Here is a 26687-nt window from a genome sequence, read left to right as displayed (position 1 = left end):
TGTGCTGCGGTGCAGCGGGTGGTGGGTCGAAGCCCTGTGCTTCGATGTGATTATCGATACGGCCATATCGTTTTCCGATCACGTGAATATCGAGTAACGATATTAAACTTTTGCAATGCAGCGGGTCCGCCGGGAGGCTAGGGTCGCGGCGCGCCGAGGAGTGACGTCATGGCCCTGAAGCTCGAACCCGGGACCCGCCTGGTGGTCGCGACCCACAATCCCGGCAAGGCGCGCGAGCTGGCCGAGATTCTGGAGGGCCGTTTCGAGCTGGTGGCCGCCGGCGAGCTGGGCCTGCCGGAACCCGACGAGACGGAGTCCACCTTCACGGGCAACGCGCTGCTGAAGGCGCGCGCGGCGGCCGAGGCCTCGGGGCTGGTGGCGCTGGCCGACGATTCGGGCCTGTCGGTGCGGGCCCTGGAAGGCGCGCCGGGGATCTATTCCGCGCGCTGGGCCGGACCCGCGAAGGACTTCGCCATGGCCATGCGCAAGGTCGAAGAGCGCCTGGAGGAGGCGGGCGCCGAGGACTTCGCCGCCTGGTTCACCTCCGCGCTGGCGGTGGCCTGGCCGGGCGGCCCGGCGGTGGTGGTCGAGGGCCGGATCGACGGGACCCTCAGCTTCCCGCCGCGCGGCGACAAGGGCTTCGGCTACGACCCGATCTTCGTGCCGCAGGGCATGGACCGGACGTTCGGCGAGCTCGAGCCCGAGCACAAGGACGGCATGAGCCACCGCGCGCGCGCGTTCGCCAAGCTCAAGGCGGCGCTGTTGTGACCCAGCCCCCGCCGCTGGGGGTCTATGTCCACTGGCCGTACTGCGCGCGGATCTGCCCCTACTGCGACTTCAACGTCTTCCGGGCGCGGGGCCGTGGCGCGGAGGCGGCCGAGCTGGCGCGGGCCATCGTGGCCGACCTGACGGCGCAGCGGGCGCTGACGGGGCCGCGGTCGCTGGTCTCGGTCTTCTTCGGCGGCGGAACGCCGTCGCTGATGGATCCGGACTGGGTCGCCGAGGTCGTGGAGACGGCCCGCCGGCTCTGGACGCCGGCCGGGGACCTGGAAGTCAGCCTGGAGGCCAACCCAACCGACGCGGAGGCCGGCCGGTTCGCCGCGCTCGCGGCCGCGGGCGTGAACCGGCTGTCGCTGGGGCTGCAGTCGCTGGACGACGCGGCGCTGGCGTTCCTGGGGCGCAACCACGACGCGTCCGAGGGACGGCGGGCCGCCGCCGCGGCCGCCCGCGCCTTCCCGCGGCTGTCGGTGGACCTGATCTACGCGCGGCCCGGCCAGACCCCCGCCGCCTGGGCCGGCGAGCTGCGCGAGGCCGTGGGGATCGGGGCCGAGCACATATCGCCCTACCAGCTCACCATCGAGGACGGCACGGCGTTCGACCGCGCGGTGCGGCGCGGCCGCTTCTCGGTCCCGGCCGACGACGCCGCCGCCGACCTCTACGACACGACCCAGGACGTGCTCGAGGCCCAGGGCTTCGAGGCCTACGAGGTCTCGAACCACGCGCGCGGGGCGGCGGCCCGGTCGCGGCACAACCTCGTCTACTGGCGCGGCTGGGACTACGTCGGCGCAGGGCCGGGCGCGCACGGGCGCATCACCCGCGACGGCCTGCGCGAGGCGACCGCGGCGGCCGACCGGCCGGACGACTACCTGCGGCGCGTCGCGCAGACGGGCCTCGGCTTCGCGAGCCGCGAGACCCTGAGCCCGGTCGAGGCCGCGGAGGAGCGGCTGCTCACCGGCCTGCGCATCGCCGACGGCGTCGCCTTCGCCGAGCTGACGGCGCTGGGCCTGTCCCCCGCGCACCCCGCCGTCCGGGAGCTGGCCGACCTCGGCCTCGTCGCCGGGGACCCCGTCCGCCTGCGCGCGACGCCGGCCGGCCGCCGCCTGCTCGACGCCGTCACCGCGCGGCTGGCGGGGGCCTGAGGCCCTCAGCCCTCCACCGGCAGCCAGATCTCGAAGCCGCCCTCGCCGGTCATTGGATCGAAGGCGGCCGGGTAGAGTTCGAAGAACGGCGCGTCGGCCACGCGGGCCCGCTGCTGCGGAACCCAGCCGCCCCAGATCGCCGCCCAGACGCTGCGGATCTCGGACACGTGGCCCGCGTGGCTCCAGACGGCGTAGCGCCGGGCGCCGACCCGCAGGCGCGACAGGGCCGGCGGCAGGTCGGAGAAGTCGGCGACCTCCACGGCCGCGAGGTAGTCCGTGGCCCCGTCGTCGTCGCCGTTGAAGACCACCCCGTAGGTCGCCTGCGGGACCTGGCCCGGAATGGCGCCGAGCCAGGGGGCGAAGCGCTGCCACTGGCCCGGAATCCCCGACATGTCGCCGTCGCGGTAGTGCTCCAGCAGGCCCGCGAACAGCAGGGGGCCGCGGTCGACGAAGCGCGGCGGGGCGAGTTCCAGGCCGATGATCTGTTCCAAGGTGAGGGGCTCCACGAGCGCGAGGTCGGTGATGCGGCCTGCCGCGCGGACCTGCTCCGGGGTGGCCCCGAACTGGTCGCGGAAGGCGCGGGTGAACGCCTCGTGGGAGCCGTAGCCGGCGTCGAGCGCCACCGACAGGATGTCCGGGGCCCCGGCCGCCAGCGCGCGGGCGGCCTCGGTGAGCCGGCGCGCGCGGACGTAGCGCATCACCGACCGGCCGGTGACCTGGCCGAAGGCGCGGACCATGTGGTGGCGCGACAGGCCGGCCACCTGCGCCACGTCGTCGAGGGTGATCTCCTCGCCGAGGTGGCCTTCGACGAACCAGATGGCGCGCTGCACGGGGTCCATGGCGACTCCTACGAAACGCCGACCTTCTCGCCCGCGCCAGTCCGCGCCGCTTGATCGCGGTTGCGTTTCCGGCGAACCCTCGCGCCATGGCCCGCGCGCTTCCGCCCCCGACGCTCGACGACGCGCCGCTCGCGCCCGGCCTGTACGTGGTGGCGACGCCGATCGGGAACCTGCGGGACATCACCCTGCGCGCCCTGGACGTGCTGGCCCAGGCCGACCTGGTGCTGGCGGAGGACACCCGGGTGACGGGCAAGCTGCTGTCGGCCTTCGGGCTGTCGGCGCGGCTGGAGCGGCACGACGAGCATGCGGCCGAGCGGGCTCGGGCCAAGGCCATGGCGCAGCTCGGCGACGGCGGCCGCGTGGCCCTGGTGAGCGACGCCGGGACGCCGCTGATCTCGGACCCGGGCTACCGGCTGGTGCGCGAGGCCGCCGCGGCCGGCCACGCGGTGCATCCGATCCCCGGCGCCTCGGCCCTGCTGGCGGGGCTTTCGGCGGCAGGCCTGCCGACGGACCGCTTCCTGTTCCTGGGCTTTCCGCCGCCGCGGTCGGCCGCCCGCCGCGCCTTCCTGGAGGAGGTGGCGGGACTGCGCGCCACCCTGGTGTTCTTCGAGGGCGGCTCGCGCCTGGCCGAATGCCTGGCGGACATGGCGGCGGTGCTGGGCGCGCGCGAGGCGGTGGTCTGCCGCGAGCTCACCAAGCTGTACGAGACCTTCTACAGGGGGCCGCTGGCGGAGCTGGCCGCCGACCCGCGGCTCGACGCGCCCAAGGGCGAGATCGTGATCCTGGTGGCGCCGGGCCGCGAGGCGGAGGCCACCGCCGCCGACGCCGACGCCGCCCTGGCCGAGGCGCTCTCGCGGCTGAAGCCCGCCGACGCGGCCGCGGAGGTCGCCAAGGCCCTGGGGCTGCCGCGCCGCGAGCTCTACCGGCGGGCGCTGGACATGAAGCCCGGAGGACCGAGGCGATGAACGTGCGGGTGGCGCGCGGCGCCCAGGCGCGCCGGTCGGGCCGCCGGGCCGAGGCGTGGGCGGCGGTGTGGCTGATGGCCAAGGGCTACCGCATCCTGGGCTTCCGCCTGAAGACGCCGCAGGCCGAGATCGACCTCCTGGCGAAGCGCGGGGACGTGCTGGCGGTGGTGGAGGTGAAGAGCCGCACCAGCCTGCAGGCGGCGATCGAGACCGTGACGGCCGACCAGCGCGAGCGGCTGCGCCGCGCCGGGGCGGGGATCGCGGCGAATCGTCCTGGGCTCAGGGGGTGCGGCGTTCGGCTCGATCTGCTGGCCCTCGCGCCCGGCCGCCTTCCCCGTCATATTCCCGACGCCTGGAGAGGCGGCTGAGTCCGTCGGTGGGCCTGGGGAACATGGACCGCGAGGAAGCCGAGACCATCCTGTCGCAAGCGGGGGCCGCGCCCGACGCGGAGTTCCCGCTGCTGGAAGCCGCCATCGCCTGCGCCATCCACGAGGACCCGGTGCGCGACCCGGCCCAGGCGCGGGAGATGGCCGCCCGCGGCGTGGAGCGGCTGGGCGAGCGCCTGAAGCGCGAGAGCCCCGAGGAGGCGATCGCCGAGACCATGGCCGGCGACCTGGGCCTGTCCGGAGACCTCTTCACCCTCGAGGACCCCGACAACGCCGACGTGCTGGCGGTGGCCGGCAAGCGGCGCGGCCTGGCGGTGACCATCGGGCTCTTCTACCTGCACGCGGCGCGGCGGTGCGGGCTCTCGGTGCAGGGCGTCGACTTTCCGGGCCACTTCCTGCTGCGGATCGAGACCGACGAGGGGCCGCTGGCGCTGGACCCGTTCTCGGAAGGTCGCGTGGTGCTGCCGTCGGAACTGACGCGCCGGGCGCTCCATGCGGGGCTGACGCCGAACGTCGCCGACCGCCTGGACCGGCTGATGACGCCCGTGAGCGACCGTGCGGTCCTGCTGCGGCTGCAGAACATCTGCTTCGCCACGGCCACGAACGGCGGCGACTTCGCCCGCGCCGAGCGGGCCGCCCTGCGCCGCGCCCTGCTGGACCCGCTGGACCACCGTCCCTGGCTCGACGTGGCCGCGGCGCGCGAGGGCCAGGGGGCGCTGGCGGGGGCCCTGGAGGCCCTGCAGCGCGCCACGACGCTCGACGGCGGCGCAGCCCTCGCGGCCCGCGCGCAGCGCGAGCGGGTGAGGCTGCGGCTGAACTGAGCGCCCGCCCGCGCTGCGACGGGCGAAGGCTCTCTCGCCCGGGAGGTCGTCGTGCGAGTCCCAGCATCCATGCGTCCGCTTCTGACGTAGGTGGATGTTCCGCTCGGCGCCGATGTCCGATCCGCTCGCCATCACCGACGCCGAGGCCCAGGGGCTGGCCGATCTGGCCGCGGCCCAGCTGCGGCTGGCGCTGCGCTTCGCCGAGCGGGCCGAGGCCGAGGACGACGCCGACACGGCCTGCCGGCTGGCCCGCGCCTCGGAGCGCGCCGCCCGCAGCTACCGCCAGGCCCTGCTGGTGAAATCGCGCCTGCGGCGCGACCGGGACGCCGAGTCCCGCGAGGCCGCCGCGACGCCCGCGCCGCCCACGCCCCAGCAGCAGGCGCGCATCAACCGCCGCCACCGCGACCTCTACGAGACGGTCGCCACAGAACTCTGCGACGTCCACGGGGATGACGACCTGGACTTCGCCCTGCAGACGCTCTCCGACGAGATCGACGCCGCGCGCGCCGAGGGCGGGGTGGCGTTCGGCGAGGCGGACATGGCGGACCAGCTCGCCGCGCTGCGCGACGCCCTGGCGGTCGTGGGCCTCCTCCCCGATCCGGCGGAGACCGCCGCGGCCGGGCCGGGTCCGCCCGGCGTGCCCGACTCCAGCTAGCCCTTCCGCCGCTTCTTCCGCACCACCGTCACCGTGAACGCCTGACGCCCGCCGGCCTTCAGCCGCTTGCGGGCCGCCTCCGCGACGCCCGTGGCGCCGGCGCTGGCCGCCGCGGCGGTCGCCGGCTGCGGCGCCTTGGCCGGCGCGAGGCCGTGGCGCTTCCTCGCCCGTTCGTCCTGGGCCGCCAGCTCCTCGCGGCTCTGGGCGGTCCGCACCGCCAGGTCCTTGATCAGCGCGCGCCCCGACCGCGTCCGCCCCGTCAGCGAGGGCGCGACATAGCGGTTGGCGTTCCAGCCCAGGAGGACGCCTCCGCCGCGGTAGCTGCCCTTGCCCATCACCCATCCAACGCGGGAGATGCCTGCACGCCCGCCGAAAACCGTCCTATATGCGGGCCCCATGCCCACGCGCCTGAAGCCGACCCGCCTCGAATACGTCGTCGACGGCGTCAAGCTGCGTTCGCAGCTCTCCACCGCGGCGCTGGAGCACCTGGGCGACGAGGCGGCCCAGCGCAAGGCCGCGCTCGACATCCTCAAGGCCGCCCTGTTCCGCGGCCGGATGATCGCCAAGGAGCGGCTGGAGAACGGCGCCGGCGGCATCGAGACCGCCCGCCTGCTCTCGGGCGTCACCGACGAGGTGGTGAGCGCCCTCTACGACTTCACCACCGTCCACGTCTTCCGCGCCCGCAACCCCACCGAGGGCGAGCGGCTGGCGCTGATGGCCGTGGGCGGCTACGGCCGCGGCACGCTGGCGCCGTACAGCGACCTCGATCTCCTCTTCGTGCGCCCCTACAAGCAGACGGCCCACGCCGAGAGCGTGATCGAGTACATGCTCTATGCCCTGTGGGACCTGGGCTTCAAGGTGGGCCACGCCTCGCGGACCATCGACGAGTGCGTCAAGCTCTCGCGCGAGGACATGACCATCCGCACCTCGATCCTGGAGGCGCGGCGGCTGACCGGCGACGAGAAGCTGGCCGCCGAGCTGGTGCGGCGCTTCCGCGACGAGGTGGTGAGGGGTACGGGCGCCGAGTTCGTGGCCGCCAAGCTCAAGGAGCGCGACGACCGCCAGGCCCGCGCCGGCGCCAGCCGCTACCTGGTCGAGCCGAACGTGAAGGAGGGCAAGGGCGGCCTGCGCGACCTGAACACCCTGTTCTGGATCGCCCAGTACCTGCATCCGGGCGAAAGTCTCGAGCGCGTCATGCAGATGGACCTGTTCGACCGCCGCGAGGTCCGGGCGTTCATCGTGGCCTTCGACTTCCTGTGGGCGGTGCGCAGCCACCTGCACTTCGCCACCGGCCGGCCCGAGGAGCGCCTCAGCTTCGACCTGCAGCCGGAGCTGGCGCGGCGGATGGGCTACGGCGACCGCGGCGACGCGCCCGCCGTCGAGCGCTTCATGCGGCGCTACTTCCTGATCGCCAAGGACGTGGGCGCGCTCACCCGCGTGTTCGCCGCCAAGCTCGAGGCCGACCAGGTCAAGATGGCGCCCAAGGGCATCAGCCGGTTCATCCCGGGCCGGAAGGTGAAGCGCAAGCCGCTGGACGAGCCTGGCTTCCACGAGGTCGGCGGCCGCCTCGACGTGGACCCCGAGATCTTCGCGCGCGACCCGGTGAACCTGCTCCGCCTGTTCCGCATCGCCGACGAGCGGAACCTCGACCTGCATCCCGACGCCTTCACCGCCGCCTCGCGGTCGATGAACCTGATCACCTCGGCCGTGCGCCGCGATCCCGGCGCCGCCAAGGTCTTCCTCGACATCCTGGCCCGCGGCCGCGATCCGCGCACCACGCTGACGCTGATGAACGAGGCCGGCGTCCTGGGGCGCTACCTGCCGGAGTTCGGGCGCATCGTCGCCCAGATGCAGTTCAACATGTACCACTCGTACACGGTGGACGAGCACACCCTGCGGGCCGTCGGCATCATCGCCGACATCGCCGCCGGCCGGCTGCAGGCCGACCATCCGCTGGCGGTGCAGATCATGCCCCTGATCGCCGACCGCGAGGCCCTGTTCCTGGCCATGCTGCTGCACGACACCGGCAAGGGCGGCGCGGGCGGGCAGGAGGTGGCCGGCGCCCGGGCCGCGCGGCAGGCCTGCGAGCGGCTGGGCCTGGAGCGCTCGAAGATCGAGCTGGTGGCCTGGCTCGTCGAGCATCACCTGGTCATGAGCGACTACGCCCAGAAGCGCGACGTCTCCGACCCGCGGACGGTGGCCGACTTCGCGCGCATCGTGCAGACGCCCGAGCGCCTGCGGCTGCTGCTGGTGCTGACGGTGGCCGACATCCGCGCCGTGGGGCCGGGCGTCTGGAACGGCTGGAAGGGCCAGCTGATGCGCGAGCTCTACGCCGCCACCGAGGCGGTGTTCCGCGGCGGCCGCGGCTCGGACGCCGCGGCGGCGCTGCGCCGCTACCAGGAGAACGCCGCCTACGACGCCCGCGTCCGCCTCGCCAAGGCCGACCCCGCCGCCGAGGCCTGGGGCGACGCCATGGAGGACGCCTACTTCACCGCCTTCGACGACGCCGAGGTCCTGAAGCACGCCGGCCTCGCCCGCACCGCCCGCGAGGGCCGCGGCGCCGCCGCCATCTGCGCGGTGCGCGACGACCTCAACGCCTCCGAGCTGATGGTGGCCGCCACCGACCGTCCGCGCCTGTTCATGGACCTCGCCGACGCGATCACGGCGGCGGGCGCCAACGTCGTCGGCGCGCGGGTGTTCACCTCGCGGACCGGCCAGGCGCTCGACGTCTTCTTCGTACAGGACATCAACGGCCAGCCGTTCGGCGCCACCGACCCCCGCGTCCTGATCCGGCTCGCCGACGACCTGGCCGCCGCCGCCCGCGGCGAACCCGTCGGGCGCGAGGCGCGCCGCAAGGATCTGGGCCGAACCGCCGCCTTCGCCATCGTGCCCACCGTGATGCTGGACAACGAGGCCTCCGAGACCGCCACCGTCGTCGAGGCGTCGGGGCGCGACCGGCCGGGCCTGCTGGCGGCGCTCGCCCGGACCCTGGCCGACGCCGGCCTCACCATCACCTCGGCGCACATCGACGGCTACGGCGAGCGCGCCGTCGACGCCTTCTACGTGGTGGACGAGGCGGGCGCGAAGCTCACCGACGCGCGCAAGGGCAATGCGCTCAAGGCCGCGCTGCTCGCCGCCCTCGCCGACGAGGCCGAGCCCACGGGCGCCCGCCGCGCCGCCCTCCCCCGCGCCCGCGCCAGCGTGGCCAGGTGAGGGGTGCGAACCGCCGGCCCGCCTCCCCTGGCCTCCCTCGAGATGCTCCCCCGCCGGGGGAGCTCCGCCGCAGGCGGTGAGGGAGTTCAAGTCCCGGGCGCCGCAAACGCGATCGCCCGGCCGCCCCGCGGAGGCGGACTACTTCGCGGGCTCGGCCCGGGCCTTGGCCGGGTCGATCGGCATCGCCCCGGCGGCGGCCCGGCTGCGGAACTGCTCGGTGGAGTTCTCGCGCGGATAGGGGGTGTCCGGGACGGGAACGCCCAGGAAGGCGCAGAGCGGCTCCCAGCCCTCGGCCACGTTGAACACCAGCAGGCGCTCCTTGGGGACCGTGGCGACCACCCGCTCGGTGTGGCGGCGGAAGAAGTCGGTCATGAACGCGCGGTCGTTCATGTCCCCGTTCTCGTAGAACGCCTGCAGGTGACCGAAGAACGTGGCCATCGCCCCTTCGCGGAAGCGGCTCAGGTTCTCGGGCGCGAAGATCGTCGCCTGGGTGGAGTCGAACCACTTGTCGGGGTCGCGCACGGTATGGAGCACCTTGGCGTCCGGGTAGTAGTCCATCAGCTCGCGCCAGTAGCCGCAGCCCGGATGGTCGACCATGGCCTGGTAGCCGTCGAAGATGGCGTCCCAGTCCGGCTTCCCGTCGCCGGCGTCGTTCCACAGCGGAATCTGCCGCCCGGCGTCCATGAACACCTCGGCCATGTGGTGGCAGCGCGTGAAGCCCAGCTGTTCCAGCGCCAGCTTGGTCGAGAGCGTTCCCGTCCGGCCCAGTCCCGAGCCGATCACCTTGAGTGCCATTCCGGCGCCTCCCCGTTTTTCTCCGCGGAGCGTAGCAGCCTACCGCGCCGTCAGCACAGCGATGGTCTCGTCCCGCAGTCGCCGCCGCTCGACCTTGCCCATGGCGTTGCGCGGGATCCGGTCGATCCAGGCCACCCGGATCTCGGGCAGCTTGCGGCCGCTCCCGTTCACATGGTTCGCGAACCCTTCGCGGTCGAGGTCGGGCGCGGCCGAGATCGCCAGCCAGCAGACGTCGGTTCCGCTCGCGTCCGGCGCCGCATAGGCCGCCGCGTCGCGCACGCCCGGATAGGCGAGCGCCAGCTCCTCGACCAGGTCCGGCAGGAATTTCATCCCGCCCAGGTCCATGCGGTCGTCCACCCGGCCGTCCACGACGAGGAGCCCCTCCGCCGTCAGCCGCCCCAGGTCGCCGGGGTAGAAGCCGCCGTCGCGGAACGCCCGGGCCGTGGCCTCGTCGTCGCCCAGGTAGCCGTCCGACTGGCGGTCGCTGAAGATGCGGATCTCGCCCTGCTCGCCGGGAGGGAGGGGCCGCCCCGCCTCGTCCACGACCTCCACCCGCACACCGGGAACGGGGTAGCCGGCGGCGCCCGCGTGGGCGTCGAGCCAGGCGCCGTCGGCCATCGTCGTGCTGCCGGTCTCGGCCGCGCCGTAGCTGATCAGGATCTCGGGGGCGAGCCGCAGGCGGATCTCGCGGGCGACCGCGGCCGAAAGGACGCCGCCGGTGGAGACGACCCGCAGGCCGGCCTGGACCGGCAGTCCCGCCGGCAGCTCGGCCAGCAGGTCGCGCAGGAAGCTGGGCGTGGCGCCCACGATCGACGGCCGCAGCGCCTCCAGGCTCTCGGCGAGCTGGGCCGTGGAATAGTCCGCCACCAGGGTCTCCCCCTGGCTCCACGCCGCGAGCGTCATCGCCTGTCCCAGGCCGGTGTCCATCCCGGTGAGGCACACCCAGCGCCCGGGCCGGCCGGCGCAGTAGGTGAGGGCGCAGGTCCGGGTGTTGCCCTCCAGCATCCGCCAGGTGCGGGGCACGCGCCGCGCGGTGCGCGTGGTGCCCGACGACAGCATGACCCGGATCAGCTCGTCCGGCCCGACCCGGACCGGCTCCACGGGACGCGGATCGGCGCGGAAGGTCTGCGCCAGCCAGTCGGCGGTGAGCGCCAGCTCTCCCGGCCCCGCGTCCTCGCGCCGGACGATCGCGAGGTCGGGCGAGGGATCGTCGAAGGGCGAGGAGACGACGCCCAGCCGGGCGAGCGCGAGGAACGCCACGTGCGTCAGGTAGTCGTTGGCGATCCGGATCGAGACCACGCCCCGATCACGGCTCACGCCCAGCTCGCGCAGGCCCGCCGCCAGCCGGTCGACGTCGGCGTTCATCTCCGCGTAGGTGGCCCACCGCTGCGGCGTGATCAGCGCGAAGGCCGTCGGCCGCAGCTTCGCCTGGAACGCTACGTACGCATCGAACATCGCCAGAGCCCCTCCGCCCGCCCTGCATCAATATTCCACACCCGCGCCCGCGCCCATCCGGCTAGGTTGACGGCCCGCCCGACGCAGCCGAGCTACACGCCGTGAGCCAGACTCCTCGCGCCGCGCCGAAGCCCGGCGGCCTCATCCGCTCGTCGGCGATCTTCGCCGCGCTGACCATGGTCAGCCGGGTGATGGGGCTGGTGCGCGACCTCGTGATCACCGCAAGGCTGGGGGCGAGCCAGACCATCGCGGCCGACGCCTACTACACCGCCCTGGCCTTCCCGAACCTGTTCCGGCGCATCTTCGCCGAAGGCGCGTTCGCCGCGGCCTTCGTGCCGATGTACTCGCGCAAGCTCGAGGCGGAGGGCGAGGCGCAGGCCGACACCTTCGCGGCCGACGCCGCCGCCACCGTGGCGGCCGCCACCGTGGCCGTGATGCTGGCCGCGCAGCTCGCGATGCCGTGGCTGATGTACGTCATCAACCCCGGCTATGCGGACGAGCCGGAGAAGTTCCGCCTCGCCTGGATGCTGACCCAGGTGACCATGCCCTACCTGCCGTGCATGGCGCTGGCGGCGCTCTACTCGGGCATCCTGAACGCCCACGGGCGCTTCATCGTCTCGGCCGCCTATCCGACCGTCCTGAACCTGGTGATGCTGGCGATGGTCCTGCCGCAGAAGGACCCGGTGCAGGCGGCCTGGTGGGCCTCGTTCGGGGTGGTGATCGCAGGCGTGGGCCAGGCGGCCATCTGCTGGTGGGGCGCGCGGCGCACGGGCGCGCGGCTGCGGCCGGTCCGCCCGCGCCTGACCCCCGACATGCGCCGGCTGATCAAGCTCGCCGTGCCCGCCGCCATCGCCAACAGCGCGACCCAGATCAACATCTTCATCTCGGGCATCCTGGCCTCGCAGATCGCCGGCATGCGCGTCTGGATGACCGTGGCCGACCGGCTCTACCAGCTGCCGATGAGCCTCGTGGGCGTGGCCATCGGGGTCGCGCTCCTGCCGCGCCTGTCGCGCTCGCTGCAGGCCGAGGACCATGCCGACGCGCAGGCGGCCATGGACCAGGGGGTCGTGTTCGCCCTGGCGCTCAGCCTGCCGGCGGCCGCGGCGCTGATGGCGCTGCCGTTCTGGCTCATCGACGGCTTCTTCACCCGCGGCGAGTTCACCAGCCAGGACGCCGCGGCGACCGCCGGGCTCCTCTTCCACTACGGCTGGGGCGTGCCCGCCTTCGTGCTGCTCCGCATCCTGCAGCCGGCCTTCTTCGCCCGCCAGGACACCCGCACCCCGATGCGCTTCTCGCTCATCTCCGTGGGCGTGAACATCGCCCTCGGCGTCGCGCTGTTCGCGTGGATCGGCTTCACCGGCGTCGCCATCGCCACCTCGGTCGCCGCCTGGGTCACCGTGCTGCAGATGTGGTTCGCCCTCACGCGCCGCGGCGTCTGGCGGCCCTCGGCGCGGGCCAGCGGCAAGATCGTGCGCGTCACCCTGGCGAGCGTGGCCCTCGGCGCGATCCTCGTCGCGGCGAACGCCGTCCGGCCGCAGATCGAGGCCGCGCTCGCGACGTTCCTGGCCCATGGCGTGAAGGAGCTCTCGATGCTCCTGGTCTCGTCCGCGGGGCTCGCGCTCTACCCGGTCCTCCTGTTCGCGTCCGGCGGCATCACGCCGGCCGAGGCCCGCGCCGCCTTCCGCCGCCGCAAGGGCGACCCCGCGCCCGCGCCCGACTTGCCCTGACGCTCGCGTGCGGGTATCGGCACGGGCATGGCGAACGGCCCCGACATCCGGCGATGGCGCTGATCCTCTGATCGCTCCGATCAGGGCTTGCCCCTGCCTGCCTGTTCCCTAGAGAAGCCATCCCATGACCGACCAAGCTCCTGCCCCCTACGCGGGTCCCGAACGCGTGCTCTCGGGCGTCCAGCCCACCGGCGACCTGCACCTGGGCAACTACCTCGGCGCGCTGGTGAAGTTCGGCCGCCTGCAGCACGAGATCGAGACCTTCATCTTCGTGGCCGACATGCACGCCATCACCGAATGGCAGGATCCCGCGAAGCTGAAGAGCCAGGTGCGCGAGATCGCCGCCGCCTATCTCGCCACCGGCCTGGATCCCAAGGTCGCCACCATCTTCGCCCAGTCGGCGGTGCCCGAGCACGCCGAGCTGGCCTGGGTGTTCAACTGCGTCGCCCGCCTCGGCTGGCTCGACCGGATGACCCAGTTCAAGGACAAGGCCGGCAAGCACAAGGAGCGGTCCAGCGTCGGGCTCTACACCTACCCGGTGCTGCAGGCGGCCGACATCCTCGTCTACAAGGCCACCAAGGTCCCGGTGGGCGAGGACCAGCGCCAGCACCTGGAGCTGACCCGCGACATCGCCCAGAAGTTCAACCACGACTTCGACGCGCCCAACTTCTTCCCGCTGCCCGACGCCCTGACCCAGGGGCCGGGGGCGCGGGTGATGAGCCTGCGCGACGGTTCGGCCAAGATGAGCAAGTCCGACCCCTCGGACCAGTCGCGCATCAACCTGACCGACGACGCCGACGCCATCGCCCAGAAGGTCCGCAAGGCGCGCACCGACCCCGATCCGCTGCCCGAGACGGTGGAAGGCCTCGAGGGCCGGGCCGAGGCGAAGAACCTCGTGGCGATCTACGCGGCCCTGGCGGGTCGCACCGAGGCGCAGGTGCTGGGCGAGTTCGCCGGCCAGGGCTTCGGCGCGTTCAAGCCGAAGCTGGCCGACCTGGCGGTGTCCGTGCTGGGCCCGATCGGCGGCGAAATGCGCCGGCTGCTCGCCGATCCGGCCGAGATCGACCGGATCCTGGGGGCGGGCGCCGAGAAGGCGCGCGCGCTGGCGGCGCCCACCGTCGCCGAGGTCAGGAAGCTGGTGGGCTTCTGGGCGGGCTAATCCCCACCTGACGAGTGGACTTGCGTCCGCATGCCGTCCGGCGCACCGTCACGGCATGACGGTGCGGCGCAAGTTCCTCGTGGTGGCGGATGATTCGGCCGAGTTCCCGGCGGCGCTCCGCTTCGCCTGCCGCCGCGCCCGCTCGACCGGCGGCTACGTGGCGCTGCTCAAGGTCATCCAGCCGGCCGTGTTCGAGCACTGGTCGGGCGTGCGCGAGGAGATCGCCCGCCAGCAGCGCCAGGAGGCCGAGACCGAGCTGCAGCACGTGGCGGAGTACGTCCAGGCCGAAACCGGCCTGCCGCCGGAGTTCCTGATCAAGGAGGCGGATTCGACGCGCGGCGCCCTGAAGGCGGTGCTGTCCGACGACCCGGACATCAAGATCCTGGTCCTGGCCGCCGCCGTGGGCGGCCGGGGGCCCGGTCCGCTGGTCAGCTCCATCGCCAAGGAGGGCGTGAAGTGGGGCGCGCGGAAGGTGCCCATCACGATCGTGCCGGGCGACCTCACCGACGACGAGATCGCCGATCTCGCCTAGCGCCGGCCAAGGCTGACGCGGGGCTCGGTCCCCGAGAGCAGACGCCCGATGTTGGCGCGGTGGAGCCAGATCACGAACGCCGCGCCGGCGACCACCAGCAGCCTGTAGGCCGCGGGATGCGGCAGGACCAGCACCAGGGCCGCCGCGGCGACGGCCGCGAGCATCGAGCTCAGCGACACGACCCGCGAGATCGCCACGCCGGCCACGAACACGCCTGCGGCGCCGAGCGCGACCGGCCACGACAGGGCCAGCAGCACGCCCAGCCCCGCCGCCGCGGACTTGCCGCCGGTGAAGCCCAGGAAGATCGAGCGGCTGTGGCCCAGCAGGGCCGCGAGGCCCGCCAGGCAGACGATCCACGGCCCGGCGCCCGCCGGAAGCGGCGCCGTCGAGGCGCCCGCCAGCAGGACCGCCGCCGCGCCCTTCGCGAGGTCCGCGGCGAACACCGCCAGCGCCGGCCACGGGCCCAGCGTCCGCAGCACGTTGGTGGCGCCGGTGGACCGCGAGCCGAGCGTCCGGATGTCGACGCCCTTCAGTAGGCGGCCGGCCAGGTAGCCGGACGGAATGGCCCCCAGCAGGTAGGCCCCGGCCACCGCGAGCCCGGCCGCAGCCCACAGCATCATCGCGGCTACCGCGCGCCGGCGATGTAGGCGTCCACCCGCGTCTCCAGCACGTCCAGCGGCAGCGCCCCGGCAGACAGCACGGTCTCGTGGAAGGCCTTCAGGTCGAACTTCGCGCCGAGCGCCGTCCTCGCCTTCTCGCGGAGCTCGAGGATCTTGAGCTGCCCCACCTTGTAGCTCGTGGCCTGGCCGGGGCTGGTGAAGTAGCGGTCCACCTCGCTCTCGATGTCGCGGTCCGAGTTCAGCGAGTTGGCCTTCATGTAGGCGATCGCCTGCTCGCGGCTCCAGCGCTTCGAGTGGATCCCGGTGTCGAGCACCAGGCGCACGGCGCGCCAGATCTCGAGCGAGAGGCGGCCGAAGTCGTCGTAGGGGTCCTGGTAGAACCCCGCTTCCTTGCCGAGCTTCTCGGCGTAGAGGCCCCAGCCTTCGATGTAGGCGCCGTAGTAGGCCAGGCGACGGAACATGGGCAGCCCGGCTTGCTCCTGGGCGCGGGCGATCTGGAAGTGATGCCCCGGCGCGCCCTCGTGATAGGCGATCGCCGGGAGCTGGACCTTCTGGACCTGGGTCATGTCGGACAGGTTCACGTAGAAGATGCCCGGGCGCGATCCGTCCGGAGCGCCCTGGTTGTAGAAGGCGACCGAGGCCGTCTTCTCACGGAACGGCTCGACGGCGCGGACCTCCAGCGCCTGCTTCGGCGTGCTCGAGAACTGCCGGTCGGCGACCGCCATGTAGTCGGCGATGATCTTCTTGGCGTCGGCCAGGTACTGCTGCTTGCCCGCCTCCGTGTTGGGATAGCGCGTCTTCGGGTCGGTCTTCACGAACGTGAAGAACGCCTCCAGCGAGCCCTGGAAGCCCACCTTCCGCTTGATCTCCTCCATCTCGGCGCGGATGCGGGCGACCTCGGCGAGGCCCGTCCGGTGGATCTGGTCCGGCGTCAGGCTCGTGGTCGTGAAGAAGGCCACGGTGTCGGCGTAGAACGCCTCGCCCTGCGGCAGCGCCCAGACGCCGTTCACCGTCGTGGCCTTCTTCTGCATGCCTTCCAGCGCGGCGAGGTAGCGTTCGTAGCCGCGCCGGAACTCGCCCGTCAGCGCGGCTTCCCCGGCCTTCAGCAGGCGCTGCCGGGTCGCCGCATCGGTGTCGAGCTTGGCCACCTTCGCCTTCAGGTCCGCCCAAAGCGCGTGGTCGGCGCCGGCGTCGAACGGCGCACCCTTGAGCTGGTTGCGGGCGTCGGGGATCACGCGGCCGAACACGAAGGCCGGCGGCAGGAAGCCCTTCGCCGTCCGCTCGTCGATGTCGGCGGCCACCTCGCCCGCGACGCGGTCCACCGCCCTCAGCCGCGCCACATAGGCCTCGGCGTCGGCCACGCTGTCGATCCGGTGGGCGTTCACCATCATGACCGGCAGGCCGTCCAGGGCGCTGCCCGTGGAGGAGACGGCGTAGGCCTGCCAGTACCACTTGGCGAGGAGCCGCTGGGTGGCGACGTTGCGCTCGAAGAGGTCGTAGCTCAGCTGCGAGGCGGGCGAGAGCTTGCTGCGGTCGAACGTGCGCTTCATGCGCGCCAGCTGGCTCTCGGCCAGGGCGAGGGCCTTGTCCTGCCCGGCCTTGGTGTAGTCGCCCAGCTCGCCGTAGCGCTCCTTCATGCCGAGCTGGGTCAGCGTCTCGGGGCTCTGCCTTGCGGCTTCCAGGAACGTGTCCTGGAAGAAGGCGGCGAGGCGCGCGTCCTCGGACGGCGCCGTGGCGGCGGGCGCAGGCGCGGCGGCAGGTTGCGCGCCGGCGGCGGGCTCGAGCGCGAGGACCGCGGCGAGGGCGGCGGCGGAGCAGGCGGTGCGGAACATGTAGGCCCCAGGGGTTGCGTGCTGCAGGCTTAAGGGCGGGCAAGGCAGCGGGTGAAGTGAATTCTCGTCAACAGTGGGGGCGCGCCGCCGCTTGCGCGCGGGGACGCCACGCGCCACATCTGCCGCATGTTCATCCAGACCGAAGCCACGCCGAACCCCGAGGTCCTGAAATTCCTGCCCGGCAAGGCGGTGCTGGACGACGGGACTCGCGACTTCCGGTCGCCGGAAGAGGCCGCCTCGTCGCCGCTCGCGGCCGAGCTCTTCGAGATCACCGGGGTGACCCGGGTGTTCTACGGCCCCGACTTCATCACCGTCGGCAAGCACGCCTCGGTGGACTGGCCGCTGGTGAAGGCGCCGATCCTCGCGGCGATCATGGACCACTTCACATCGGGGCGGCCGCTGTTCGCCGAGGGCGCGGCGACCGAAGGCGGCGGCCACGACGAAGGGATCTACGAAGGCGACACCGCCCAGATCGTGGCCGAGATCAAGGATCTGCTGGACACGCGCATCCGGCCGGCCGTCGCGCAGGACGGCGGCGACATCCTGTTCAACCGCTTCGACGTCGAGACCGGCGTGGTCTGGCTCAACATGCGCGGCGCCTGCTCGGGCTGCCCGTCCTCGTCGGCCACGCTGAAGGCCGGCGTCGAGAACATGCTGAAGCACTACGTCCCGGAAGTGACGCGGGTCGAACAGGCGCTTTGAGCCTGGGCGCGAACCGGCTACCTGCCGCCGGATGATCGTCCTCGGCCTGGACACCTGCCTCAACGCCTGTTCGGTCGCCGTGCTCGACGGCGACCGCGTGCTCGCGCACGGCTGCGAGGTCATGGCGCGGGGACACCAGGAGCGGCTCGCCCCCATGGCGCAGGCGGTCATGGCCGAGGCGGGTCTCCCGTTCGGCCGGCTCGAGCGCATCGGCGTGACCGTGGGGCCCGGCTCGTTCACCGGGCTCCGGGTCGGCGTCGCCTTCGCGAAGGGGCTGGGCTCGGCGCTCGGCCGGCCTGTCGCCGGCGTCGGGACCCTCGAGGCGCTCGCGGCCGAGGCCGATGGCCTCGTGGCGGCGGCGCTCGATGCGCGCCGCGGTCAGGTCTACCTGCAGATCTTCGAGGCCGGCGCCGCGCTCATGGCGCCGGACGTCCTGCCGGTGGGCGCCGCGCACGCCCGCCTGACCGAGGTCGGCGGCGGACGGCCCATGACCTTCGTCGGCTCGGGCGCCGCGCTCCTGGCCGGACCCGCCGACGCCGTGCAGGCGCCCGAGGGGTGCGACGCCCGGATCGTGGCCCGCCTCGCCGCGCGGCGGACGCCCGCCCCGGTCGCGCCGCTCTACCTGCGTGCCCCGGACGCCAAGCTGCCGGGCGGCGTCGCGCCGTGAGACTGTCGCTGGCGACCCCCGCCGACGCGCCCGCCATGGCCTCGGCCCATGCCCAGGCCTTCGACAGGCCCTGGGACGAGATGGACTTCGAGGACCTGCTGGACGGCGAAGGCGTCTTCGCGTTCCTCGTGGCGGACGAGGACCCCGCCGGCGTGCTGGTCTGCCGCGCCGTCGCCGGGGAGGCGGAGATCCTGACCGTGGGCGTTGCGCCCTGGGCGCGCCGCCGGGGCGTCGCCCGGGCGCTGATGACCGCCGCGATCGGCGCGGCGCGCGCCGCCGGCGCCGCCGACCTGTTCCTGGAGGTCGACGTCGACAACGCCCCGGCCGTCACCCTCTACGAGGCGCTCGGTTTCCGGCGGAGCGGCCTGCGCAAGGGCTACTACGACCGCGGTCCGAACGGGCGGGCCGACGCCCTGGTGATGCGTCTCGACCTTACGGCATCCGCCCTCTAGACCTATCTCTGAAGGCGAAAGGAAACGGCACGTGTCGGACCGCATCGAGAAGCTCTGCCTCGAGAAGAACATGCGCATGACCGATCAGCGCCGGGTCATCGCGCGCGTGCTGTCCCTCGCCTCCGACCATCCGGACGTGGAGGAGCTGCATCGCCGCGCCCACGCCGTGGACCCCCACATCTCGATCGCCACGGTCTATCGCACCGTCCGGCTGTTCGAGGAGGCCGGCATCATCGACCGGCTGGACTTCCGCGACGGCCGCTCCCGGTACGAGGAGCATACCGACGAGCACCACGACCACCTGATCGACATGAAGACCGGCAAGGTCGTCGAGTTCGTCGACGCCGAGATCGAGGCCCTGCAGGAGGCGATCGCGCGCAAGCTGGGCTACAAGCTCGTCGACCACCGCCTCGAGCTCTACGGCGTGCCGATCGAGGACTGACGGCCGGTTTCCTTGCGTCCGCGCGAGCGGGACCCCATAACCCCACGCCATGTCCGAGACCGCGCCCGCAAAGCGCCTCTACATCAAGACGTACGGCTGTCAGATGAACGTCTACGACAGCGAGCGCATGGCCGACGTCCTTGCGCCGCTGGGCTATGGCGTCACGGACGACCCGGCGGACGCGGACCTCGTGGTGCTGAACACGTGCCACATCCGCGAGAAGGCGACCGAGAAGGTCTACTCCGAACTGGGGCAGCTGAAGCGCCTGAAGCAGGCGAGGCCCGACGGCATGACCATCGCGGTCGCCGGGTGCGTCGCCCAGGCCGAGGGCGAGGAGATCATGCGCCGGCAGCCGGCCGTGGACCTGGTCGTGGGTCCGCAGGCCTATCACCAGCTGCCCGAGCTCATCGCCCGCGCCCACCGCGCCCGCGGCGAGCGGCTGGCCGCCGACTTCGCGCCCGACGAGAAGTTCGACGCCCTGACCGCCGAGCGGCGGCCCTCGGGCGTGTCGGCGTTCCTCACCGTGCAGGAGGGCTGCGACAAGTTCTGCACGTTCTGCGTCGTGCCCTACACCCGGGGCGGCGAATGGAGTCGGCCGGCCGACGCCATCGAGGCCGAGGCCCGCGCGCTGGCCGAGAAGGGCGTGCGCGAGGTCACGCTCCTGGGCCAGAACGTCAACGCCTACGCCAAGGACCAGGGCGGTGAAGGCGGGCTGGCGGCCCTGATACGGCGGCTGGCGAAGATCGATGGGCTGGACCGCATCCGCTACACCACCAGCCATCCCCGCGACATGGACGACGCCCTGATCGCCGCGCATGCCGAGGTCCCCGAGCTCATGCCGTACCTCCACCTGCCCGTGCAGGCGGGGTCGGACAAGGTGCTGAAGGCCATGAACCGGGCGCACACGGCCGAAAGCTACGTACGCCTGATCGAGCGGATCCGCGCCGCGCGGCCCGACATCGCCATCAGCGGCGACTTCATCGTCGGCTTCCCCGGCGAGCGCGACGCCGATTTCGAGGCGACGCTGCAGCTCGTCCGCGAGGTGCGCTACGCCAGCGCCTTCTCCTTCAAGTACTCGCGCCGCCCCGGCACGCCCGCCGCGGCGATGATGGGCCAGGTGAAGCCCGAGGCGGCGGACGAGCGGCTGCAGCGCCTGCAGGCCCTGCTGGACGAGCAGCAGCAGGGGTTCAACGCCGCCCAGGCGGGCCGCACCCTGCCCGTGTTGTTCGAGAAGGCCGGCCGCCACCCGGGTCAGCTGGTGGGCAAGAGTCCTTACCTCCAGGCCGTGCATGTGGCCGCCCCGGATCGGATGCTGGGCCGGATCGTTCCGGTGAGGATCGAGAGCGCCGCCCGGAACAGCCTGGCCGGCGTGCTGGAACTGGAGCCCGCTTGAGCCGCGCCCCGGAGTTCATTCCGCTGTCGGACGACGCGCTGCGGGCCGTCGCGGGCGTGGGCAGCCGCCATGCCGCCCTGATCGAGGACGCTTTTGGCGTCCTGGTCGAGACGCCCGGCGGCGGCGTCTCGCTCTCGGGCGACGCGAAGGCGCGCGGCGCGGCGAAGAAGGCGGTGCAGGCCATCGCGGCGCGCGCCGACCAGGGTCTCGACATCGGCGAGGCCGACGTTCGGGTGGCGATCGGCCAGGCGCGTACGGGCGGCGCGCCCGGCGTGGTCGGCAATCCGCTGCCGATCGGCCGCCGCGGCCAGGTGGCGCCGAAGACGCCCACCCAGGCGCGCTACCTCCAGGCGCTGGACCAGTGCGAGCTGGTCTTCGGGCTGGGGCCCGCCGGCACCGGCAAGACCTTCCTCGCCGTCGCGCACGGCGCGGGCATGCTCCTGCGCGGCGCGGTGGACCGGCTGATCGTCTCCCGCCCCGCGGTCGAGGCCGGCGAGCGGCTGGGCTTCCTGCCCGGCGACATGAACGAGAAGGTCGACCCCTACATGGCCCCGGTCTGGGAGGCGCTGACCGACATCCTGGGGGCCGAGCAGCTTCGCCGCCGCCGCGAGAAGGGGGAGATCGAGGTCGCGCCGATCGCGTTCCTGCGGGGCCGCACGCTCAGCCATGCCTTCGTGATCGTCGATGAGGCCCAGAACGCCAGCCGCGCCCAGATGAAGATGGTCCTCACCCGCCTGGGCGAAGGCGCGCGGATGGCGGTGACCGGCGACCCCACCCAGATCGACCTCCTGAACCCGCGCGACTCGGGCCTCGCCCACGCCGTGGACCTGCTGGAGGGCGTGCAGGGGATCGGCATCGTGCGCTTCGGGTCCGAGGACGTGGTCCGCCACCCGCTGGTGGAGCGGATCGTCCGCGCCTACGACGCCGACGCGGCCAAGCGCGGGCGCACGGTTTGATCGACGTCGAGATCGAGGACGAGGCCTGGGCCGCCGCCGAACCGCGCGCGGAGCTGCTGGCGCGCGGCGCCGCGCTCGCCGCCCTGGACAGCCAGGAGGCGGGGCACGAGGGCGTCACCATCCTGCTGACCGACGACGAGAGCGTCCGCGCCCTGAACGCGCAGTTCCGCGGGCAGGACAAGCCGACGAACGTCCTCAGCTTCCCGGCGCCCCGCAACCCCGAGTTCCACCTCGGCGACCTGGCGCTGGCCTATGGCGTCTGCGCGCGCGAGGCCCGGGAGCAAGGCAAGACCCTCGCCCACCATCTCCAGCATCTGGTGGTTCATGGCGTGCTCCATCTTTGCGGACACGACCACATGGGCGATGATGAAGCCGAGGCCATGGAAGGCCTCGAGCGTGCGGTGCTGGCCGGCCTGGGTGTCCCCGACCCCTATGCGGCCGGCGAAGGAGAGCATGAGCGACCCTGACCCTCCCAGTCGATCCAGGCCCGGCCGGCGCCGCGGCCTCATGGGACTTATCGACCTGTTCCGGCGGACGGCGGAAGCGGCCGCCGACGAACTCCCCGAACCCCGGATGGAGGGCGGCGGCGAACTGGTGAGCCAGGCGCGGGCCTTCCAGGATCTCCGGGTCGAAGACGTCATGAAGCCTCGGGCCGACATCGTGGGCATCGAGAAGAGCTGCACCTTCGCCGAGGTGACGGACCGCTTCGTGGAAGCCGAGCACAGCCGGATGCCGGTCTACCGCGAGACCCTCGACGAGCCCGTGGGCGTGGTGCACGTGAAGGACATCTTCAAGCTGCTGGCCCGCAAGAGCCGCCGCCCGAAGCCCGACGACAAGGTGCTGATGGGCCGTCACAGCCTCGTGCGCGAGGTCCTGTACGTGCCCCCCTCGATGCCCTGCGCCCAGCTGCTGACGAACATGCGCGCCAAGCGGACGCACATGGCCCTCGTGATCGACGAGTTCGGCGGCGTGGACGGTCTCGTCACCCTCGAGGACCTGCTCGAGACCCTGGTGGGCGACATCGACGACGAGCACGACGAGTCCGCCGATCAGGCCTACGCGCCGATCATCAGCGACGACGAGGGCTGGATCGTCGACGGCCGGGCGCCCCTCGAAGAGCTGGAGCAGGCCATCGGCGACGGCGTCGATCTCGCGCCCGAGGATCTCGACGAGGAGATCGACACCGTGGCCGGGCTGGTGAACGCCCTGGCCGGGCGGGTGCCGCAGAAGCGCGAGCAGATCCGGCACCCCGACGGCTACCTCCTCGAAGTGCTGGCGGCCGATCCGCGCCGGGTGAAGCGCGTCCGGGTGCGCCGCATCGCCCCTGCCTCCCAACCGATCGAGGCCTAGGCTCTTGAGCCGCTCGCGTTGGTACGCGCCGCTGACGGCGCTCCTGGGCGGGCTTGCGGCGGGCCTCGCCCATCCGCCCTTCGGCCTGATCGTGGGGCTGCTGGGCTACAGCCTGATCCTGCTGCGACTCGAGACGATCCAGTCGCCGAAGCCGCTGCGCGCGGCCTTCGTCCTCGGCTGGCTGGCGGGGCTCGGCTACTTCGGGCTCTCCACCTGGTGGATCGGCGAGCCGTTCCTGGTGGACGTCCGGGTGCACGGCTGGATGGCGCCCTTCGCGGTGGTCCTCATGGGCGGCGGGCTCGCGCTCTTCTGGGGCGCGGCCGGCGCGGCCTATCGCGCGCTGCGGCCGCGCAGCGCCTGGAAGCCGCTGGTCTTCGCGGGCGTCTTCGCGGCGGCCGAGTGGCTGCGCGGGCACGTGCTGACGGGATTTCCCTGGAACCTCGTCGGCGAGAGCTGGCGCGCCGGCAGCGCCCCCTCGCAGGCGGCCGCGCTCGTCGGCGCCTACGGCCTGACCTGGATCACGCTCGCCATCGCGTCCGCCCCCGCCACGCTGATGCTGCCCGTGCGGCGGCTGGCGCAGGCGGGGCTGATGATCGCGGCCGGCGTGGCGCTCACGGCCCTCTACGCGGGCGGCGCGGGCCGGCTCGCCGCGGCGGCGCGGCCGGTCTACGCCAAGGACGCCCCCGTGATCCGTGTCGTCCAGGCGAACATCGACCAGAAGGAGAAGTGGCGGCCGGACAACCTCAACGCCGTCTTCGCCGCGTACGAGGGCCTGTCGCGGCAGCCGGCGCGGCGGCGTCCCGACGTCGTGATCTGGCCCGAGGGCGCGCTGCCCGCGGTCATCGACGACCTGATCGCCGATCCGGGCTGGAGCCTCCGGCTCCGCGACGTGGTCGAGCCGGGACAGATGCTGCTGATGGGCGCCAACCGCGCCGAGCGCGACCCGCGCGGCGGCTACCGCTACTTCAACACCCTGATCGCCTTCCGCCGCGACGACCAGGCCCTGCGGGTGGCGGCCTACTACGACAAGTTCCGGCTGGTGCCGTTCGGCGAGTTCATCCCGCTGGGCGACCTGGCCGGCCGGCTCGGGATCCGCAGCCTGGTGCACATGGAGGAGGACTTCTCGGCGGGCCCCCGGCCGCAGCCGATGGTCGCGCCCGGCCTGCCGCCGGTTCAGCCGCTGATCTGCTACGAGGCGCTATTCCCGGGCCTGGCCGGCGATGGCCCCGGCCGGCCGGCCTGGATCCTCAATGTCTCCAACGACGCGTGGTTCGGACGCACCAGCGGCCCGTGGCAGCACCTGAATATCGCCAGCTACCGCGCCATCGAACAGGGCCTGCCGATCGTGCGCGCCACGCCCACCGGCGTCTCGGCCGTCATCGACGCGCAGGGCCGCATCCTTCCCGGCAAGCAGCTCACCCTCGGCCAGTTCGGGGTGATCGACGCGCGGCTGCCATCCGCGACGGCGCCGACGCCGTACAGTCGCTGGGGCGAGGGTCCGTTCGCGGGTCTTCTCGCCCTCTCGGCGCTGGCGTGGCTGGCGGGTCGCCGGCGGCGCAGACGGCCACAGGAGGATCCCGCTTCGCCGTCGCTTGGCGCCACATAAGGATTTCTTTATAGGCTGGCGCCCAGTTTGCAGGCCGCGCCGCACGCTGTCCCATCTTCCCGGAGTCCGTCCTTGAGCCGTTCCAGCTACATCTTCACCAGCGAAAGCGTGTCCGAAGGCCATCCCGACAAGGTCGCCGATCGCATTTCAGACACCGTGGTCGACGCCTTCCTGAGCGTGCAGCCCGAGGCGCGCGTCGCCTGCGAGACGCTGGTTACCACCAACCGGATCGTGCTGGCGGGCGAAGTCCGCGCCGGCAAGCCGGGCGGCTCCAAGGCCGAGAACAAGGCCCTGACCAAGGAGATCGTGAAGAGCCTCGAGCCCAAGGTCCGGGCCGCGATCAAGGAGATCGGCTACGAGCAGAAGGGCTTCCACTGGAACAAGGCGAAGTATGCCTGCCACCTGCACGAGCAGTCCGCCCACATCGCCCAGGGAGTCGACGCCTCCGAGAAGAAGGACGAGGGCGCCGGCGACCAGGGCATCATGTTCGGCTACGCCTGCGACGAGACGCCGGCGCTGATGCCGGCCACGCTGCAGTACAGCCACGACATCCTGAAGAAGCTGGCGGAAGTCCGCCATTCGGGCGAATGCCCGGTGCTCGAGCCCGACGCCAAGAGCCAGGTCACCGTCCGCTACGAGAACGGCCAGCCGGTCGAGATCCTGCAGATCGTGGTCTCCACCCAGCACAAGAAGCGGATCGGCATGCAGCTCGCCACGCCGTCGCGGCTGGCCGGCGTCATCAAGCCGTATGTGGAATCGGTGGTCCCCGCGGGCCTGATCACCAAGAAGACCAAGTGGCACATCAACCCGACCGGCCGCTTCGAGATCGGCGGCCCCGACGGCGACGCGGGCGTCACCGGCCGCAAGATCATCGTGGACACCTACGGCGGCGCGGCCCCGCACGGCGGCGGCGCGTTCTCGGGGAAGGACCCCACGAAGGTCGACCGCTCGGCCGCCTACGCCTGCCGCTACCTGGCGAAGAACGTGGTCGCCGCGGGCCTGGCCAAGAAGTGCACCATCCAGATCAGCTACGCGATCGGGGTGGCCCAGCCGCTCTCCTTCTACGTCGACCTGCACAACACCGGCGAGATCGACCCCGCGAAGCTGGAGCTCGCCCTGCCCGAGATGATCGGCGGCGCGACGCCGCGGGCCATCCGCGAGCACCTGCAGCTGAACCGGCCGATCTATGCGCGCACCGCCGCCTACGGCCACTTCGGCCGCCAGCCCGACAACGAGGGCGGCTTCTCGTGGGAGCGCACCGACCTGGCCGAAGAGCTGAAGCGGCTGGCGTAAGCCCCGCTTCCCCGCCAGGGCGCGTCATCCCGGCTTCGCCGCCAGGCGACGGCCGGGACCCGCGCACGCCGGCGCCCGTTTGCGTTTCCAGGGCTTCCCGCGAAGTCTATGGGTCCCGGTCTTCGCGTCCCGCGAAACCGGGATGACACTTGGTGCCGACGTCGAGATGTCCGACCACCATCCCCCGCTGCGGTCCTTCGGCCGGCTGAAGTCGCGGCCGATCAAGCCGCGGCAGGCCGCCCTGGTCGAGCAGCGGCTGCCGGGCCTGCGCGTGCCGGAAGGCGCCATCGACCCGGCGGCGCTGAAGCCCGACGCGGCCGAGACCTGGCTGGAGATCGGCTTCGGCGGCGGCGAGCACATGGCCGCCCAGGCCGCCCGGCGGCCCGACGTCCTGGTGCTCGGGGCCGAGCCGTTCACCAACGGCGTCGCCTCGGCCGTGCGGCACATCGCCGAGCAGGGCCTCTCGAACGTGCGCCTGCACGACGGCGACGTGCGCGACCTTCTGGCCCGGCTGCCCGACGCCAGCCTCGCCCGCGTCTTCATCCTCTTCCCGGACCCCTGGCCCAAGGCGCGGCACCACAAGCGGCGGCTGGTGCAGCCCGCCGCCGTGGGTGAACTCGCGCGCGTGCTGCGGCCGGGCGGGCGGCTGCGCTTCGCCAGCGACTGGGCCGACTATGTCGACCAGGCCCTTGCCGTGATCGGCGGGAACCCCGCCTTCGCCTGGACCGCCGGGCGCGCCGACGACTGGCGACGACCGCCGGCCGATCACGTCACCACCCGCTACGAGGAGAAGCGCCTGGGGGACTGCGCCCCGGTCTTCCTCGACTTCGTCCGCCTTCCCGCCCCATAGGCGGGAAGCCGCCTCTCCCCCGCCCCAACCCCTGTCATCCCGGTTTCCGCGCAGCGGA

Annotated in this window: 27 protein-coding genes; 21 read left to right on the top strand and 6 right to left on the bottom strand. The window is 72.8% G+C overall.

Translation table 11 applies throughout. From position 1 onward, the window contains the following. Positions 1 to 168: 168 nt before the first annotated feature. A complete protein-coding gene (rdgB, locus tag AC2D8W_RS11370) occupies positions 169 to 768 on the top strand; it encodes an RdgB/HAM1 family non-canonical purine NTP pyrophosphatase (protein WP_293481400.1) in 600 nt (199 codons plus the stop codon). Then, positions 765 to 1919 (top strand): radical SAM family heme chaperone HemW, encoded by a 1155-nt coding sequence (hemW, locus tag AC2D8W_RS11365; RefSeq protein ID WP_484671633.1) that lies wholly within the window; start codon positions 765 to 767, stop codon positions 1917 to 1919. The genes rdgB and hemW overlap by 4 nt, the downstream gene beginning before the upstream one ends. A gap of 5 nt (positions 1920 to 1924) precedes the next feature. Here the strand turns inward: hemW and AC2D8W_RS11360 are convergent, their stop codons facing one another. Next, positions 1925 to 2758 (bottom strand): AraC family transcriptional regulator, encoded by an 834-nt coding sequence (locus tag AC2D8W_RS11360; protein WP_484671632.1) that lies wholly within the window; start codon positions 2756 to 2758, stop codon positions 1925 to 1927. Between the two features lie 86 nt (positions 2759 to 2844). On the opposite strand from AC2D8W_RS11360, the gene rsmI reads away from it, so the two are divergent. The 4 genes from rsmI (at position 2845) to AC2D8W_RS11340 (ending at position 5585) form a co-directional block, all read left to right on the top strand. Continuing rightward, a complete protein-coding gene (rsmI, locus tag AC2D8W_RS11355) occupies positions 2845 to 3723 on the top strand; it encodes a 16S rRNA (cytidine(1402)-2'-O)-methyltransferase (RefSeq protein WP_484671631.1) in 879 nt (292 codons plus the stop codon). Further along, positions 3720 to 4091, top strand: coding sequence for a YraN family protein (locus AC2D8W_RS11350; protein WP_484671630.1), 372 nt, complete (start codon positions 3720 to 3722; stop codon positions 4089 to 4091). The genes rsmI and AC2D8W_RS11350 overlap by 4 nt, the downstream gene beginning before the upstream one ends. Before the next feature lie 23 nt (positions 4092 to 4114). Continuing rightward, positions 4115 to 4930, top strand: coding sequence for a transglutaminase family protein (locus AC2D8W_RS11345; RefSeq protein ID WP_293479622.1), 816 nt, complete (start codon positions 4115 to 4117; stop codon positions 4928 to 4930). Between the two features lie 112 nt (positions 4931 to 5042). Beyond that, a complete protein-coding gene (locus AC2D8W_RS11340) occupies positions 5043 to 5585 on the top strand; it encodes a hypothetical protein (RefSeq protein ID WP_484671629.1) in 543 nt (180 codons plus the stop codon). On the opposite strand, the gene AC2D8W_RS11335 is transcribed toward AC2D8W_RS11340, so the two are convergent. Beyond that, positions 5582 to 5920 carry a hypothetical protein gene (locus tag AC2D8W_RS11335; RefSeq protein WP_293484650.1) on the bottom strand — a complete coding sequence of 113 codons (339 nt, stop codon included), beginning with the start codon at positions 5918 to 5920 and terminating at the stop codon, positions 5582 to 5584. The two genes, AC2D8W_RS11340 and AC2D8W_RS11335, sit on opposite strands and share 4 nt — an antisense overlap. 61 nt (positions 5921 to 5981) lie before the next feature. Here AC2D8W_RS11335 and AC2D8W_RS11330 point away from each other — a divergent pair, with 61 nt between their 5' ends. Continuing rightward, complete coding sequence (locus tag AC2D8W_RS11330) at positions 5982 to 8798, top strand: [protein-PII] uridylyltransferase (protein ID WP_484671628.1); 2817 nt, start codon at positions 5982 to 5984, stop codon at positions 8796 to 8798. Positions 8799 to 8936: 138 nt separating this feature from the next. Here AC2D8W_RS11330 and AC2D8W_RS11325 read toward each other — a convergent pair whose 3' ends face one another. Both AC2D8W_RS11325 and AC2D8W_RS11320 read right to left on the bottom strand, forming a co-directional pair. Next, positions 8937 to 9593 carry a sulfotransferase family protein gene (locus tag AC2D8W_RS11325; protein ID WP_484671627.1) on the bottom strand — a complete coding sequence of 219 codons (657 nt, stop codon included), beginning with the start codon at positions 9591 to 9593 and terminating at the stop codon, positions 8937 to 8939. A gap of 39 nt (positions 9594 to 9632) precedes the next feature. Then, positions 9633 to 11048, bottom strand: a complete 1416-nt coding sequence (locus AC2D8W_RS11320) for a class I adenylate-forming enzyme family protein (protein ID WP_484671626.1) — start codon at positions 11046 to 11048, stop codon at positions 9633 to 9635. A gap of 101 nt (positions 11049 to 11149) precedes the next feature. Between AC2D8W_RS11320 and murJ the strand changes: the two genes are divergently transcribed. The 3 genes from murJ (at position 11150) to AC2D8W_RS11305 (ending at position 14466) form a co-directional block, all read left to right on the top strand. Next, positions 11150 to 12775, top strand: a complete 1626-nt coding sequence (gene murJ / locus AC2D8W_RS11315; protein ID WP_484671625.1) for a murein biosynthesis integral membrane protein MurJ — start codon at positions 11150 to 11152, stop codon at positions 12773 to 12775. 124 nt (positions 12776 to 12899) lie between these two features. Beyond that, positions 12900 to 13934 (top strand): tryptophan--tRNA ligase, encoded by a 1035-nt coding sequence (trpS, locus tag AC2D8W_RS11310; protein ID WP_293484640.1) that lies wholly within the window; start codon positions 12900 to 12902, stop codon positions 13932 to 13934. Positions 13935 to 13989: 55 nt separating this feature from the next. Further along, positions 13990 to 14466 (top strand): universal stress protein, encoded by a 477-nt coding sequence (locus tag AC2D8W_RS11305; protein ID WP_293484638.1) that lies wholly within the window; start codon positions 13990 to 13992, stop codon positions 14464 to 14466. Here AC2D8W_RS11305 and plsY read toward each other — a convergent pair. After that, complete coding sequence (gene plsY, locus AC2D8W_RS11300) at positions 14463 to 15086, bottom strand: glycerol-3-phosphate 1-O-acyltransferase PlsY (RefSeq protein WP_484671624.1); 624 nt, start codon at positions 15084 to 15086, stop codon at positions 14463 to 14465. The genes AC2D8W_RS11305 and plsY overlap by 4 nt on opposite strands. 5 nt (positions 15087 to 15091) lie before the next feature. After that, positions 15092 to 16918, bottom strand: a complete 1827-nt coding sequence (locus AC2D8W_RS11295; protein ID WP_484671623.1) for a DUF885 domain-containing protein — start codon at positions 16916 to 16918, stop codon at positions 15092 to 15094. Positions 16919 to 17044: 126 nt separating this feature from the next. On the opposite strand from AC2D8W_RS11295, the gene AC2D8W_RS11290 reads away from it, so the two are divergent. The 11 genes from AC2D8W_RS11290 to trmB all read left to right on the top strand — a co-directional run bounded on the left by AC2D8W_RS11290 (position 17045) and on the right by trmB (position 26629). Continuing rightward, on the top strand, positions 17045 to 17620 hold the full coding sequence (locus AC2D8W_RS11290; RefSeq protein ID WP_293484632.1) for a NifU family protein: 576 nt from the start codon (positions 17045 to 17047) through the stop codon (positions 17618 to 17620). Between the two features lie 34 nt (positions 17621 to 17654). Beyond that, positions 17655 to 18287, top strand: coding sequence for a tRNA (adenosine(37)-N6)-threonylcarbamoyltransferase complex dimerization subunit type 1 TsaB (gene tsaB, locus AC2D8W_RS11285; RefSeq protein ID WP_484671845.1), 633 nt, complete (start codon positions 17655 to 17657; stop codon positions 18285 to 18287). Continuing rightward, entirely contained in the window at positions 18284 to 18739 is a 456-nt protein-coding gene (locus AC2D8W_RS11280) for a GNAT family N-acetyltransferase (RefSeq protein WP_367118766.1), read from the top strand. The genes tsaB and AC2D8W_RS11280 overlap by 4 nt, the downstream gene beginning before the upstream one ends. Positions 18740 to 18809: 70 nt before the next feature. Then, positions 18810 to 19181, top strand: coding sequence for a Fur family transcriptional regulator (locus tag AC2D8W_RS11275; RefSeq protein ID WP_484671844.1), 372 nt, complete (start codon positions 18810 to 18812; stop codon positions 19179 to 19181). A gap of 49 nt (positions 19182 to 19230) precedes the next feature. Next, positions 19231 to 20574, top strand: coding sequence for a tRNA (N6-isopentenyl adenosine(37)-C2)-methylthiotransferase MiaB (gene miaB / locus AC2D8W_RS11270; protein WP_484671622.1), 1344 nt, complete (start codon positions 19231 to 19233; stop codon positions 20572 to 20574). Next, entirely contained in the window at positions 20571 to 21530 is a 960-nt protein-coding gene (locus AC2D8W_RS11265) for a PhoH family protein (RefSeq protein ID WP_484671621.1), read from the top strand. Before miaB ends, AC2D8W_RS11265 begins: the two co-directional genes overlap by 4 nt. Then, positions 21527 to 21997 (top strand): rRNA maturation RNase YbeY, encoded by a 471-nt coding sequence (ybeY, locus tag AC2D8W_RS11260; protein ID WP_484671620.1) that lies wholly within the window; start codon positions 21527 to 21529, stop codon positions 21995 to 21997. Before AC2D8W_RS11265 ends, ybeY begins: the two co-directional genes overlap by 4 nt. After that, complete coding sequence (locus AC2D8W_RS11255; protein WP_484671619.1) at positions 21984 to 22880, top strand: hemolysin family protein; 897 nt, start codon at positions 21984 to 21986, stop codon at positions 22878 to 22880. Before ybeY ends, AC2D8W_RS11255 begins: the two co-directional genes overlap by 14 nt. A gap of 4 nt (positions 22881 to 22884) precedes the next feature. Beyond that, entirely contained in the window at positions 22885 to 24486 is a 1602-nt protein-coding gene (gene lnt / locus AC2D8W_RS11250) for an apolipoprotein N-acyltransferase (protein WP_484671618.1), read from the top strand. 72 nt (positions 24487 to 24558) lie between these two features. Continuing rightward, positions 24559 to 25779 (top strand): methionine adenosyltransferase, encoded by a 1221-nt coding sequence (gene metK, locus AC2D8W_RS11245; RefSeq protein WP_293484622.1) that lies wholly within the window; start codon positions 24559 to 24561, stop codon positions 25777 to 25779. A 142-nt stretch (positions 25780 to 25921) separates the two neighbouring features. Further along, positions 25922 to 26629, top strand: a complete 708-nt coding sequence (trmB, locus tag AC2D8W_RS11240; protein WP_484671617.1) for a tRNA (guanosine(46)-N7)-methyltransferase TrmB — start codon at positions 25922 to 25924, stop codon at positions 26627 to 26629. Positions 26630 to 26687 lie beyond the last annotated feature (58 nt).

The sequence above is a fragment of the Phenylobacterium sp. T106 genome (assembly GCF_057219735.1).
The sequence above is the reverse complement of the archived record's forward strand: the minus strand, read 5'-3'. Positions and strand labels throughout refer to the sequence as shown.